Genomic DNA, 11,764 nt, shown 5'->3' on the forward strand with positions numbered 1-11,764 from the left:
CTCGGGTCCCGATTCGTCCGGGCGCGGCCCCTAGGGCAGAATCATGTCGGAATCATGCCCCGTTTCGACCGATCACTGATCGCTCTAGATAAAATGAGGGCGCCTGTCGAGTGACAGGCGCCCCACAAGGCGGTGATCGGTACGATTTGGCGCCGACTGCAGCGCCAGCGTCACAGAATGTAGCGCGAGAGGTCCGTATTGGCGGCGAGATCGCCGACATGCTTGCGGACATAGTCGGCGTCGATCATCAGCGTGTCGCCGCCGCGATCGGGCGCGTTGAAGGAAATCTCGTCGAGGACGCGTTCCATAACCGTCTGCAGGCGGCGGGCGCCGATGTTCTCGACATTGGCGTTGAGCTGCACGGCAACCTCCGCGAGCGCATCGATCGCATCCTCGGTGAAGTCGAGCACCACGCCTTCGGTCTCCAGCAGCGCCTTGTACTGGCGGATGAGGCTCGCCTCGGTCTCCGTCAGGATGCGGCGAAAATCCTCCTTGGTGAGCGCCCGCAACTCGACTCGGATCGGCAGGCGGCCCTGCAGCTCGGGCAGCAGGTCCGACGGCTTCGACACGTGGAAGGCGCCGGAGGCGATGAAGAGGATGTGATCGGTCTTCACCGGCCCGTATTTCGTCGCAACGGTCGTGCCTTCGACCAGCGGCAACAGATCCCGCTGGACGCCTTCGCGCGACACGCCGGCACCGATGCCGCCGTCGCGGGCGGCGATCTTGTCGATCTCGTCAAGGAAGACGATGCCGTCGTTTTCCGCCGCCGCCATCGCCTCGCGCTGGATCTGTTCGTTGTCGAGCAGCTTGTCGGATTCGTCGTTGACTAGAAGGTCATAGGAATCCTTGACCGTCGTCTTGATTTTCTTGGTCCTGCCGCCGAGCGCCTTCCCGAACATTTCGGAAAGGTTCAGCACGCCGATATTGGCGCCGGGCATGCCGGGGATCTCGAAGCCGCCCGGCGCGCCGGTTTCGGCCACGTCGATCTCGATCTCCTTGTCGTCGAGCTCGTTTGCCCTCAGCTTCTTGCGGAAGGAATCGCGGGTCGCCGGCGACGCCGTCGTGCCGACCAGCGCGTCAAGCACGCGCTCCTCGGCATTCTGATGCGCCTTCGCCTTGACCTCGGCGCGCTTCTTCTCGCGCACCAACGTAATGCCGACCTCGACGAGATCTCGGACGATCTGTTCGACGTCACGCCCGACATAGCCGACCTCGGTGAACTTGGTGGCCTCCACCTTGACGAAGGGCGCGCCGGCAAGCTTGGCGAGGCGGCGGGAAATCTCCGTCTTGCCGACGCCGGTCGGGCCGATCATCAGGATGTTCTTCGGCATCACCTCGTCGCGCAGCTCGTCGCTGAGCTGCTGGCGGCGCCAGCGATTGCGCAAGGCAATGGCGACGGCGCGCTTCGCGTCCTTCTGGCCGATGATGTAGCGGTCGAGCTCGGAAACGATCTCTCGGGGGGAAAAATTGGTCATGAAGTCCTCTCAAACTCGGTCCGCGTCAGTTCCATCAGCAGGGTGCGACCGGACTCGTCTATCCATTCGGCGAAGGGCACGAAACCGGCCTTCGCATAGGCTCTGACCGCTCGGCGGTTGCCGGCATCCGGATCGATGACGATGCGGGCGGCGCCCTTTTCGAACAGTCTTCCGGCGAAGGCCTTGAGCGCGAGAGCCGCGACGCCCTTGCCGGTCATTTCAGGCCGCCCGATGAAGATATCGACACCGGGCGTGTCGGACGACAGGCCCCTCGCCCAGGGTTCCTCGTCATATTGCGAGGGGATCCAGGACTGGATGTAACCGGCCGGTTCGCCGCTCAAGCGGAAGATAAAGCCGTCGACCTCTCCGGTGGCGCAACCCTCGCGGATCAGCCCCAATTCCACCTCCGGGTCGCCCCACCATTGTCGGACATGCGGCTCCGAAAGCCAGGCAAAGAGCATCGGCAGGTGGCGCTCGGCCACCGGCTCGAAGCTGACCTCTGCCCAGTCAGTCGGCATCCAGCGTCTCCATGACCACATTGTGGTTGGTATAGACGCAGATGTCTCCAGCGATCTGGAGGGCGCGCCGGGCGATCTCCTCGGCCGACTTGTCGCTGTCCATCAGGGCGCGCGCCGCCGCATAGGCAAAATTTCCGCCGGAGCCGATGGCGATCGTTCCGTGCTCCGGCTCCAGCACGTCGCCATTGCCGGTGATCGCCAACGTCACCGACTTGTCGGCGACCAGCATCATCGCCTCGAGATTGCGCAGATACTTGTTGGTGCGCCAATCCTTGGCGAGTTCGACGGCGGCGCGCATCAGCTGGTCGGGATATTGTTCGAGCTTCGCCTCGAGCCGCTCCAGAAGCGTGAAGGCATCCGCCGTCGCGCCGGCAAAGCCGGCGATCACGTCGCCCTTCGAGAGGCGCCGGATCTTGCGCGCATTGCCCTTCATCACCGTCTGGCCGAGGCTCACCTGGCCGTCGCCCGCCATCACCACCTTGCCGTCCTTGCGCACCGTGATGATGGTGGTGGCATGCATCGTTCCGTAGGGATTGTGTTCGCTCATCAAAATACCTGTCGGCCCCGGAGGCGAGGCGTTGCGGCTCAAGAAGAACCTGGTTGCTTGAGGCCTATGTAAGTCGGCTCCACGCGATTGCAAATGGGCAGGAGAAATCACCGGCATCCCCTCCTTTTGATGCGGATCGCGCCTGCTGCCGGCGCCAATCGAATCTCCGTCGCAGTTCTGGATATTTCGCGCCCCGCCTGATATGGAGCGGCTCTGGAACGGACCGGGCGGCGGAAGGCTCTGCCGCCCGCGCCGATCTATCGAGTGCAGACAGGAGAGCCTGATGGCAGACGTGACGCTGAGCCGTACCGGCCAGGTTTCGCGAAAGACGAATGAAACGGCCGTGTCCGTCTCGGTCAATATCGACGGCACGGGCGTGTCGAAGATTGCGACCGGCGTCGGCTTCTTCGATCACATGCTCGACCAGCTCGCGCGCCATTCGCTGATCGACATGGAGATCAAGACGGAGGGCGACCTGCATGTCGACGATCACCACACGGTCGAGGATACCGGCATTGCCATCGGCCAGGCGATCGCCAGGGCGCTCGGGGATCGCCGGGGCATCACCCGCTATGCCTCGCTCGATCTCGCCATGGACGAGACGATGACGCGCGCCGCCGTCGACGTTTCCGGCCGGCCGTTTCTCGTCTGGAACGTGACCTTCACCTCGCCGAAGATCGGCACCTTCGACACCGAGCTGGTGCGCGAATTTTTCCAGGCGCTCGCCCAGCATGCCGGCATCACGCTGCATGTGCAGAACATCTATGGCGCCAACAACCATCACATCGCCGAGACCTGCTTCAAATCCGTCGCCCGCGTGCTGCGCACGGCAACCGAAATCGACCCGCGCCAGGCTGGACGCGTTCCCTCGACGAAGGGCACGCTCGCCTGAGCCGGCCAAGACTGGCTGAAGAGAATGGCCTCCTATCTGATCATGACTCCGCCCGGCGCTGCGGCCGACGACGAAAGGGCGCGGTTCATCGCCGACGGCTTTTCCTGGACCGCGTTCTTCTTCCCTGCCCTCTGGCTGATCGCCAAGCGCGCCTGGCTCGTCGGAATGGCCGTTGCCGTTCTGCAAATACTGCTGATCGTTCTGACGGAAGCACCGGGCGGATTTATCGCCGCGCTGATCATGCAACTGGCGCTCAGTCTGCTGGTATCGCTCGAAGGGCCGCTTTTCATCGCCCGGACGCTCGCGGCACGGGATTGGACGCTTCGTTCGATCGTTCCGGCCCGCAATATCGAGACGGCCGAGGAGATCTATTTCTCGAACGCGACGGCGACGCCACACCACCGAAGCGCAACTCCGTTGCAGTCGATTGACTGGTCGAGCTCCGGACGGCCGGAAAGCGCCGCCGGCCTGGGCTTCTTTGAATCCTATGGAGAGCGCTGATGCGGGTTGCCATCATTGACTACGGATCGGGCAATCTGCGCTCGGCAACGAAAGCCTTCGAGCGGGCGGCGCGCGAAGCCGGCATCGACGCGGAAATCGACCTGACCGACAGGCCGGAACGGGTGGCCTCGGCCGACCGCATCGTGCTGCCGGGCGTCGGCGCCTTTGCCGATTGCCGCCGCGGCCTTGACGCCGTCGCCGGAATGGAAGAGGCACTCAAGCATGCGGTCGAAGCGGCCGGACGCCCCTTCCTAGGCATCTGCGTCGGCATGCAGCTGATGTCCTCGCGCGGCCTCGAAAAGACGATAACTGAAGGGTTCGGCTGGATTCCCGGCGATGTCGTGGAGATGACGCCCGCGGACGCGTCGCTGAAGATCCCGCAAATCGGCTGGAACACGCTCAGGCTCAACCGGCCGCACGCGCTCTTCGAGGGCATTGCGACCGGCGAGACAGGGCTGCACGCCTATTTCGTGCATTCCTATCACCTCGCTGCGGAAAATTCCGAGCACGTCATCGCCGAGACGGAGTATGGCGGGCCGGTGACGGCCTTCGTCGCAAGCGGCAACCGGGCCGGTGCGCAGTTCCACCCGGAAAAGAGCCAGACCCTCGGCCTCGCCCTCATCTCGAATTTCCTGCGTTGGAAGCCCTGAGGCTCCCGCCACCTGATCGGACGAACCAAATGATTCTCTTTCCCGCGATCGACCTCAAGGACGGCCAATGCGTGCGCCTGAAGCTCGGCGACATGGACCAGGCAACCGTCTACAACCCTGATCCCGCCGCCCAGGCACGCGCCTTCGAGGAACAGGGCTTCGAATGGCTGCATGTCGTCGACCTGAACGGCGCCTTTGCCGGCGAAACGGTGAATGGTGCAGCGGTCGACGCCATCCTCAAGGCGACCCGGAATCCGGTGCAGCTCGGCGGCGGCATCCGCACGCTCGCGCATATCGAGAACTGGCTTTCGCGCGGACTGAAGCGCGTCATTCTCGGCACCGTCGCTGTGCGCGATCCGGCGCTGGTGGTCGAGGCCTGCCGCAAGTTCCCCGGCCGGGTGGCGGTCGGCATCGACGCCAAGGGCGGCAAGGTGGCGGTCGAAGGCTGGGCGGAGGCCTCCGAACTCGGCGTGATCGAGCTTGCGAAGAAGTTCGAAGGCGCCGGCGTTTCGGCGATCATCTATACCGACATCGACCGCGACGGCATCCTGACCGGCATCAACTGGGATTCGACCCTGGAACTCGCCAACGCGGTTTCCATTCCGGTCATCGCCTCGGGCGGTCTCGCCTCGATGGACGATATCCGCCGGCTGACCCAGTCGGATGCTGCAAAGCTCGAAGGGGCGATCTCCGGCCGGGCGCTCTATGACGGGCGGATCGATCCGAAGGAAGCGCTGGACTTGATCCGCGCCGCGCGAAAGGCATGAACAGATGACCCTCAAGGCCCGCGTAATCCCCTGTCTCGACGTCAAGGACGGCCGCGTCGTCAAGGGCGTCAATTTCGTCGACCTCATCGACGCCGGCGATCCGGTGGAGGCGGCAAAGGCCTATGACGCCGCCGGCGCCGACGAGCTCTGCTTCCTCGACATCACCGCCTCGTCGGACAATCGCGAGACGATCTTCGACGTCGTCGCCCGCACCGCCGAGCAATGCTTCATGCCGCTCACCGTCGGTGGCGGCGTGCGCCAGGTGGCGGATATCCGCAAGCTGCTCTTGGCCGGCGCCGACAAGGTCTCGATCAATACAGCCGCCGTGAAGAACCCGGATTTCGTCGCAGAAGCCGCCGACAAGTTCGGCAACCAGTGCATCGTCGTCGCCATCGACGCGAAGAAGGTCTCGACCGCGGGCGAAGCAGACCGCTGGGAGATCTTCACCCATGGCGGGCGGCAACCGACCGGCATCGACGCGATCGAATTCGCCAGAAAGGTCGTTGACCTCGGTGCCGGCGAAATCCTGCTTACCTCCATGGACCGCGACGGCACCAAGAGCGGCTACGACATCGCGCTGACGCGCGCCATCGCCGATGCGGTGCGCGCGCCGGTCATCGCCTCGGGCGGCGTCGGGACGCTCGACCACATGGTGGAGGGCATCCGCGACGGCCATGCGACGGCGGTGCTGGCCGCCTCCATCTTCCACTTCGGCACCTACAGCATCGGCGAGGCGAAGCGCTACATGGCCGAGCGCGGCATCGCCATGCGACTCGATTGAAGGATTTCGGGATGAGCGAATTCACCCTCACCGACCTCGAACAGATCGTCGCAACGCGCGCCAAGGCGGCGCCGGAGGAGTCCTGGACGGCCAAGCTGGTTGCGGCCGGGCAGCCGAAGGCGGCGAAGAAACTCGGCGAGGAGGCGGTCGAGACGGTGATCGCGGCGGTCACCGGCGACCGCAAGAATCTGATCGATGAGAGCGCCGATCTCCTCTATCATCTTATGGTCGTATTGAATATCGCCGCCGTCCCGTTGCAGGATGTGATGAGCGAACTGGCCAGGCGGACGAGCCAATCCGGCCTGCAGGAGAAGGCAAACCGGCAGAATCCATGAGCATCGCCGCGAAAGATTTTGAATCGGCCGACATTCCCGGCAATCTTACGGGGGGTGAGTTTTCCCCCTACCATGTCTTTTCCGCCGAGGAATGGTCGCGCTTTCGCGCCGATACCCCGCTGACATTGACGGCCGAGGAGGTCAAGCGGTTGCGCTCGCTCAACGACCCGGTGGATCTGGGCGAGGTGCGCCGCATCTATCTGTCGCTGTCGCGGCTGCTCTCGGCGCACGTGGAAGCGTCGCAGATCCTCTTCCAGCAGCGCAAGCGGTTCCTCAGCATGTCTGACGAGACGAAAACGCCCTTCGTCATCGGCATCGCCGGCTCCGTCGCTGTCGGCAAGTCGACCACCGCCCGTATCCTCGCCGAACTCTTGGCGCGCTGGCCCTCGAGCCCGAAGGTCGATCTGATCACCACCGACGGCTTCCTCTACCCGAATGCGATCCTGCAGCGGGAGAATATGATGGATCGCAAGGGCTTCCCGGAAAGCTACGATCTCGGCGCGCTGCTGCGTTTCCTCTCGGCGATCAAGGCCGGGCGGCCGAACGTCAAGGCGCCGACCTATTCGCACCTGACCTATGACGTCATTCCCGACCAATTCCAGGTCATCGACCGGCCGGACATCCTGATCTTCGAGGGGATCAACGTCTTGCAGTCACGCGATCTGCCAGCCGACGGCAAGATCGTCCCGATGGTCTCGGACTTCTTCGATTTTTCGATCTATATCGACGCCGAGGAAAGCCTGATCCACAATTGGTATGTGAGCCGTTTCATGCGGCTGCGCGAAACGGCCTTCCAGAGCCCACAATCCTTCTTCCATCGCTATTCGACGATCAGCGAGGACGCGGCGCGGGCGATCGCCGAGGGCCTCTGGCACAACATCAACCTGAAGAACCTGCACCAGAACATCCAGCCGACTCGGCCGCGCGCCGACCTCATCCTGCAGAAGGGGCCGAACCACCTGACGCAGACGGTGGCCCTGAGGAAGCTGTAACCGGTATAAGACCCCTCCCCACAGGTGGGAGGGGCTTAATCAGCCGCACCCACTTCGCCTCTCCGGCAACATTGCGGCAGGGCCAAGCTTGGGAAAGTGGCAGTCGGCCACAGCGCGCACGAAGCCCCTCCCACCTGTGGGTAGGGGTATGCCTTTAAAGGTTAACCCGCCGCAGCGTCAGATTGAGGCGGCCACCGTTCTTCAGCAGCGTCGAGGTGTTCGGATAGATGCGGTCGACGCCGTGAAAGGCCAGCCGTCCCTCGCCGCCGAGGACGACGACGTCGCCGCTTTCGAGCTTGAACGAGGTGGTCTGGCCACCGCGTGTCCGGCCGCCGACGCGGAAAAGGCAGCTATCGCCCAGGGAAATAGAGACGACGGCCGTTTCAAGATCGCGCTCGTCGCGGTCCTGATGCAAACCCATCCGCGCTTCGGCGGAATAGAAGTTGACGAGACATGCCTCGGGCTGTTTGTCGCTCGCCGCGACCGCCCGCCAGATGTCGATTAGGAATTCTGAAATCGGCGGCCAGGGCGCGCCGGTGACCGGATGATGCGGCTGGTAGCGGTAGCCGCCGTCACGGTCGGTGACCCAACCGAGCGATCCGCAATTGGTCATACGCACCGCCATCGGCTTGCCGGTTTTCGGCATTTCCGGAACATAGAGCGGTGCCGCGGCGACCACGTCGCGGATGACCTTTACAAGCTCCTCCTGGCGCGACCGGTCGAGGTAACCGGGAATATGCCTGACGCCTTTCGGCAGCACCTGCATGGCTCGCATCCAATCGGTCAATGTCGTGGCTCGTTCATGCAGCCGGGAAGCCCACAAGCGCTCGATTGGATGTAGCGCCCGCGCCGTCCCTAGCCACCCGAAAAGCGACGAACCGGCGGCGGGGCTCAATCGCCGGCTGGTCGGCCGCGCAGCTTCTTGATCTCGCCGCGGCCGGTTTTCTCCTTCAGACGTCGCTCGATCGAACCGCGCGTCGGCTTGGTCTTCTTGCGCGGCGGTGGCGGCGGTTCGGCCGCCTTCAGAATCAGTTCCTTGAGCCGCTCGCGGGCGTCCTCGCGGTTGCGCTCCTGGCTGCGAAAGCGATTGGCCTCGATCATCAGCACGCCGTCCTTCGAGGCTCGGCGGCCGGCTAGCTTCAGGGCATTGGCCTTGACGCGATCGGATAGCGACGGCGACGCCTGGATGTTGAAGAAGAGCTGGACGGCGGTCGCCACCTTGTTGACGTTCTGGCCGCCCGGACCGCCGGCCAGCACGAATTGCTCCGTCAGCTCCCAGCCGGCGATCACGATGTTTTCACTGATGTTAAGCGGTTCGCTTGCCATGCTAGCTCCTTACCGGTCTATCGCACAGAGTTGTGCGTTTGAGAACGGCTCGGAGACAAAACGCGAAACCCGGCCACAAGGACCGGGTTTCACGTGAATCATGGCCAAGAGTCTTATTCGGCGGCGAGCCTGGTGCCGGGAGCCGCATCGCGAACGCTGCCGTCGACATGGCTCTCGAACTTGGCGAAGTTGGCGATGAACATGTCGACCAGCCGGCGGGCCTGGGCATCATAGGCCGAACCGTCAGCCCAGGTGGAACGCGGGTCGAGAATGCGGTCGTCGACGCCAGGCACCGAGACCGGCACCGCGAAGCCGAAATTCGCGTCCGTGCGGAAGGAGGCGCTGTTCAGCGATCCGTCGAGCGCGGCCGAAAGAAGGGCGCGGGTCACCTTGATCGGCATGCGGCTGCCGGTGCCATAGGCGCCGCCGGTCCAGCCGGTGTTGACGAGCCAGCAGGTGACGCCATTCCTGGCGATCAGGTCCTTGAGCAGATTGCCGTATTCGGACGGATGGCGCGGCATGAAGGGAGCGCCGAAGCAGGTCGAGAAGGTCGCTTCCGGCTCCGTCACGCCCTTTTCCGTGCCCGCCACCTTGGCGGTGTAGCCGGACAGGAAGTGGTACATGGCCTGTTCCGGCGTCAGCTTGGCGATCGGCGGCAGGACGCCAAAGGCATCCGCCGTCAGCATGATGATGGTGCGCGGTTGCGGCGCCGTGCCGGTTTCGCTGGCATTCGGAATGAAGTCGAGCGGATAGGCGATGCGGGTGTTTTCCGTCAGCGAGCCGTTATCGAAGTCGGGTGCGCGCCGATCGTCGAGGACGACGTTTTCCATCACCGTGCCGAAGCGTCGCGTCGTCGCGAAGATTTCCGGCTCGGCCGCTTCCGACAGGCGGATCGCCTTGGCGTAGCAGCCGCCTTCGAAATTGAAGACGCCCTTTTCGCCCCAGCCATGCTCGTCGTCACCGATCAGCGTGCGGTTCGGATCGGCCGAAAGCGTCGTCTTGCCGGTGCCGGAGAGGCCGAAGAAGATCGCCGTGTCGCCGGCCGGGCCGACATTCGCCGAGCAGTGCATCGGCATGACGTTCTTCTTCGGCAGCAGGTAGTTGAGCACGGTGAAGACAGATTTCTTCATCTCGCCGGCATAGGACGTGCCGCCGATCAGCACGAGGCCCTTCGTCAGGTCGCAGGCAATGATCGTCTCGCTGCGGCAGCCGTGGCGGGCCGGATCGGCCTTGAAGCTCGGCAGATCGATGATCGTCAGCTTCGGCAGGAACGTCGCCAGCACTTCGCGCGCCGGACGGATCAGGAGGTTGCGGATGAACAGCGAGTGCCAGGCATATTCAGTGACGACACGCGTCGGCAGAGCATTCCCGGCATCGGCACCGCCGACGAGATCCTGAACATAGAGCGACATGCCCTTGGCATGCGCCAGCATGTCCTGGCGCAGGAGCTCGAAATTCTCCGGGGAGATGGCGCTGTTGTTGTCCCACCAGATCTGATCGGCGGTCGCCGCATCGCGCACGACATATTTGTCCTTGGGCGAGCGGCCGGTGTGCTGGCCGGTGCGGGCACAGAGCGCCCCATGGGACGTCAGCTGCGCCTCGCCGCGGCGAAGGGCTTCCTCATAAAGCTCCGCTGCCTCGAAGTTGTAACGAACGACCGAGAGGTCGGAAAAACCGATCGTTTCCAATCCGTTCGAGGGGTTGCGGGTGCCGAGTTGCTCCATGGTCAAGCTTCCTTCGTCTCTGGCCAATGGCGTTGAATTTCTTCGGAACATACCGGCTCGGTCTGCTGAAGACAAGATAGCTGATCCTAAAAGAATAATGATATCAGTATATTAATCGATTTAAAGAAAAATATGCATTTTTTAATCGGTTGAAACACGACTTGCAGATGTCGATCCGAGACACCCTCCGCTGGCCAGGTCGATCCGCGCTTTTTACGCTTCGCCACAATTTGTTCCACCTTTATACTCAAGTAACGCAGCCGTGACTCGCGGTGGCCGCCGCTTCGAAGAGCGGATGCCGGCGGCGGACCCATAAAGACGGAGTTGAAACACGATGCAGACCATCGCGCTTGTCGATGACGACCGCAACATCCTGACATCGGTATCCATCGCGCTTGAAGCCGAGGGCTACAAGGTCGAAACCTATACCGATGGCGCTTCCGCGCTCGAGGGCCTCGTGGCGCGCCCGCCACACCTGGCGATCTTCGATATCAAGATGCCGCGCATGGACGGCATGGAACTCTTGCGGCGGCTCCGGCAGAAGTCCGACCTGCCGGTGATCTTCCTGACGTCGAAGGACGAGGAGATCGACGAGCTCTTCGGCCTGAAGATGGGCGCCGACGATTTCATCACGAAACCCTTCTCGCAGCGGTTGCTGGTCGAGCGTGTCAAGGCGATCCTGCGCCGCGCACCGGCCCGCGACGCCGCCGCCGCCGGGGCTGTTGGCCTCGCCAAGAGCGCCGACGCGCCGTCGCGGTCGCTGGAGCGCGGACAGCTGGTGATGGACCAGGAGCGGCACACCTGCACCTGGAAGAGCGAGCCGGTCACGCTGACCGTCACCGAATTTCTCATCCTGCATTCGCTGGCGCAACGTCCCGGCGTCGTGAAGAGCCGCGACGCGCTGATGGATGCTGCGTATGACGAACAGGTCTATGTCGACGACCGGACGATCGACAGCCACATCAAGCGGCTTCGCAAGAAGTTCAAGATGGTCGACGGCGACTTCGATATGATCGAGACGCTCTACGGCGTCGGCTATCGCTTCAGGGAGACCGCCTGAGGGCGGGGCTTGCCTTCGCGCCAAATGTGGATCATTGAGAACCGGGCGCGGCGGCCGAACGCGGTCGTGGATCGCGACCAGCCGTCTGAGGCGGTTCTGATTCGCGAGTAGCGACCATTTCCGCCAGGGCCGCGGGTTTTGCCGCCAGATGCCTGACCTCATGCCGAACCTTGGGCGCCCCCGATCGCGGCAGCGG

General features: G+C 63.6%; 14 protein-coding genes. 8 read left to right on the forward strand and 6 right to left on the reverse strand.

The window, feature by feature from the left end; all coding sequences use genetic code 11:
- Positions 1-170 precede the first annotated feature (170 nt).
- Genes hslU through hslV form a run of 3 tightly spaced genes read right to left on the reverse strand, consistent with a single transcriptional unit; the run spans position 171 to position 2,540 of the window.
- On the reverse strand, positions 171-1,475 hold the full coding sequence (gene hslU, locus ATC00_RS02175; protein WP_064251821.1) for an ATP-dependent protease ATPase subunit HslU: 1,305 nt from the start codon (positions 1,473-1,475) through the stop codon (positions 171-173).
- Positions 1,472-1,993 carry a GNAT family N-acetyltransferase gene (locus tag ATC00_RS02180; protein ID WP_064251822.1) on the reverse strand — a complete coding sequence of 174 codons (522 nt, stop codon included), beginning with the start codon at positions 1,991-1,993 and terminating at the stop codon, positions 1,472-1,474. The genes hslU and ATC00_RS02180 overlap by 4 nt, the downstream gene beginning before the upstream one ends.
- Complete coding sequence (gene hslV, locus ATC00_RS02185; RefSeq protein ID WP_052035645.1) at positions 1,983-2,540, reverse strand: ATP-dependent protease subunit HslV; 558 nt, start codon at positions 2,538-2,540, stop codon at positions 1,983-1,985. The genes ATC00_RS02180 and hslV overlap by 11 nt, the downstream gene beginning before the upstream one ends.
- A gap of 283 nt (positions 2,541-2,823) precedes the next feature.
- Between hslV and hisB the strand changes: the two genes are divergently transcribed.
- Genes hisB through coaA form a run of 7 tightly spaced genes read left to right on the forward strand, consistent with a single transcriptional unit; the run spans position 2,824 to position 7,458 of the window.
- Positions 2,824-3,432, forward strand: a complete 609-nt coding sequence (gene hisB / locus ATC00_RS02190; protein ID WP_037390535.1) for an imidazoleglycerol-phosphate dehydratase HisB — start codon at positions 2,824-2,826, stop codon at positions 3,430-3,432.
- Between the two features lie 24 nt (positions 3,433-3,456).
- Complete coding sequence (locus ATC00_RS02195; protein ID WP_064251823.1) at positions 3,457-3,933, forward strand: DUF2628 domain-containing protein; 477 nt, start codon at positions 3,457-3,459, stop codon at positions 3,931-3,933.
- Positions 3,933-4,583 carry an imidazole glycerol phosphate synthase subunit HisH gene (hisH, locus tag ATC00_RS02200; protein ID WP_064251824.1) on the forward strand — a complete coding sequence of 217 codons (651 nt, stop codon included), beginning with the start codon at positions 3,933-3,935 and terminating at the stop codon, positions 4,581-4,583. The genes ATC00_RS02195 and hisH overlap by 1 nt, the downstream gene beginning before the upstream one ends.
- 29 nt (positions 4,584-4,612) lie before the next feature.
- The gene (gene hisA / locus ATC00_RS02205; protein WP_064251825.1) at positions 4,613-5,350 is read left to right on the forward strand and encodes a 1-(5-phosphoribosyl)-5-[(5-phosphoribosylamino)methylideneamino]imidazole-4-carboxamide isomerase; all 738 of its coding nucleotides are present in this window, start codon (positions 4,613-4,615) and stop codon (positions 5,348-5,350) included.
- 4 nt (positions 5,351-5,354) lie between these two features.
- Positions 5,355-6,131 carry an imidazole glycerol phosphate synthase subunit HisF gene (gene hisF, locus ATC00_RS02210; protein ID WP_064251826.1) on the forward strand — a complete coding sequence of 259 codons (777 nt, stop codon included), beginning with the start codon at positions 5,355-5,357 and terminating at the stop codon, positions 6,129-6,131.
- An 11-nt stretch (positions 6,132-6,142) separates the two neighbouring features.
- Entirely contained in the window at positions 6,143-6,466 is a 324-nt protein-coding gene (locus ATC00_RS02215; RefSeq protein ID WP_064251846.1) for a phosphoribosyl-ATP diphosphatase, read from the forward strand.
- Positions 6,463-7,458, forward strand: a complete 996-nt coding sequence (gene coaA / locus ATC00_RS02220; RefSeq protein ID WP_064251827.1) for a type I pantothenate kinase — start codon at positions 6,463-6,465, stop codon at positions 7,456-7,458. The genes ATC00_RS02215 and coaA overlap by 4 nt, the downstream gene beginning before the upstream one ends.
- A 154-nt stretch (positions 7,459-7,612) precedes the next feature.
- On the opposite strand, the gene ATC00_RS02225 is transcribed toward coaA, so the two are convergent.
- The 3 genes from ATC00_RS02225 to ATC00_RS02235 all read right to left on the reverse strand — a co-directional run bounded on the left by ATC00_RS02225 (position 7,613) and on the right by ATC00_RS02235 (position 10,508).
- On the reverse strand, positions 7,613-8,224 hold the full coding sequence (locus tag ATC00_RS02225) for an alpha-ketoglutarate-dependent dioxygenase AlkB (RefSeq protein WP_064251828.1): 612 nt from the start codon (positions 8,222-8,224) through the stop codon (positions 7,613-7,615).
- A 125-nt stretch (positions 8,225-8,349) separates the two neighbouring features.
- Positions 8,350-8,784, reverse strand: a complete 435-nt coding sequence (gene arfB, locus ATC00_RS02230; protein WP_064251829.1) for an alternative ribosome rescue aminoacyl-tRNA hydrolase ArfB — start codon at positions 8,782-8,784, stop codon at positions 8,350-8,352.
- Between the two features lie 113 nt (positions 8,785-8,897).
- On the reverse strand, positions 8,898-10,508 hold the full coding sequence (locus tag ATC00_RS02235; RefSeq protein WP_064251830.1) for a phosphoenolpyruvate carboxykinase: 1,611 nt from the start codon (positions 10,506-10,508) through the stop codon (positions 8,898-8,900).
- A 334-nt stretch (positions 10,509-10,842) separates the two neighbouring features.
- Between ATC00_RS02235 and ATC00_RS02240 the strand changes: the two genes are divergently transcribed.
- Entirely contained in the window at positions 10,843-11,568 is a 726-nt protein-coding gene (locus ATC00_RS02240) for a response regulator transcription factor (RefSeq protein ID WP_037390524.1), read from the forward strand.
- Positions 11,569-11,764 lie beyond the last annotated feature (196 nt).

This window comes from Sinorhizobium americanum, from assembly GCF_001651855.1.
In the GTDB taxonomy this organism is placed as follows: domain Bacteria; phylum Pseudomonadota; class Alphaproteobacteria; order Rhizobiales; family Rhizobiaceae; genus Sinorhizobium; species Sinorhizobium americanum.

Excerpts from the sequence above, each read along its gene's own strand:
- hslU (WP_064251821.1), bottom strand. The coding sequence starts at position 1,475 with ATGACCAATTTTTCCCCCCGAGAGATCGTTTCCGAGCTCGACCGCTAC.
- ATC00_RS02180 (WP_064251822.1), bottom strand. The coding sequence starts at position 1,993 with ATGCCGACTGACTGGGCAGAGGTCAGCTTCGAGCCGGTGGCCGAGCGC.
- hslV (WP_052035645.1), bottom strand. The coding sequence starts at position 2,540 with ATGAGCGAACACAATCCCTACGGAACGATGCATGCCACCACCATCATC.
- hisB (WP_037390535.1), top strand. The coding sequence starts at position 2,824 with ATGGCAGACGTGACGCTGAGCCGTACCGGCCAGGTTTCGCGAAAGACG.
- ATC00_RS02195 (WP_064251823.1), top strand. The coding sequence starts at position 3,457 with ATGGCCTCCTATCTGATCATGACTCCGCCCGGCGCTGCGGCCGACGAC.
- hisH (WP_064251824.1), top strand. The coding sequence starts at position 3,933 with ATGCGGGTTGCCATCATTGACTACGGATCGGGCAATCTGCGCTCGGCA.
- hisA (WP_064251825.1), top strand. The coding sequence starts at position 4,613 with ATGATTCTCTTTCCCGCGATCGACCTCAAGGACGGCCAATGCGTGCGC.
- hisF (WP_064251826.1), top strand. The coding sequence starts at position 5,355 with ATGACCCTCAAGGCCCGCGTAATCCCCTGTCTCGACGTCAAGGACGGC.
- ATC00_RS02215 (WP_064251846.1), top strand. The coding sequence starts at position 6,143 with ATGAGCGAATTCACCCTCACCGACCTCGAACAGATCGTCGCAACGCGC.
- coaA (WP_064251827.1), top strand. The coding sequence starts at position 6,463 with ATGAGCATCGCCGCGAAAGATTTTGAATCGGCCGACATTCCCGGCAAT.
- ATC00_RS02225 (WP_064251828.1), bottom strand. The coding sequence starts at position 8,224 with ATGCAGGTGCTGCCGAAAGGCGTCAGGCATATTCCCGGTTACCTCGAC.
- arfB (WP_064251829.1), bottom strand. The coding sequence starts at position 8,784 with ATGGCAAGCGAACCGCTTAACATCAGTGAAAACATCGTGATCGCCGGC.
- ATC00_RS02235 (WP_064251830.1), bottom strand. The coding sequence starts at position 10,508 with ATGGAGCAACTCGGCACCCGCAACCCCTCGAACGGATTGGAAACGATC.
- ATC00_RS02240 (WP_037390524.1), top strand. The coding sequence starts at position 10,843 with ATGCAGACCATCGCGCTTGTCGATGACGACCGCAACATCCTGACATCG.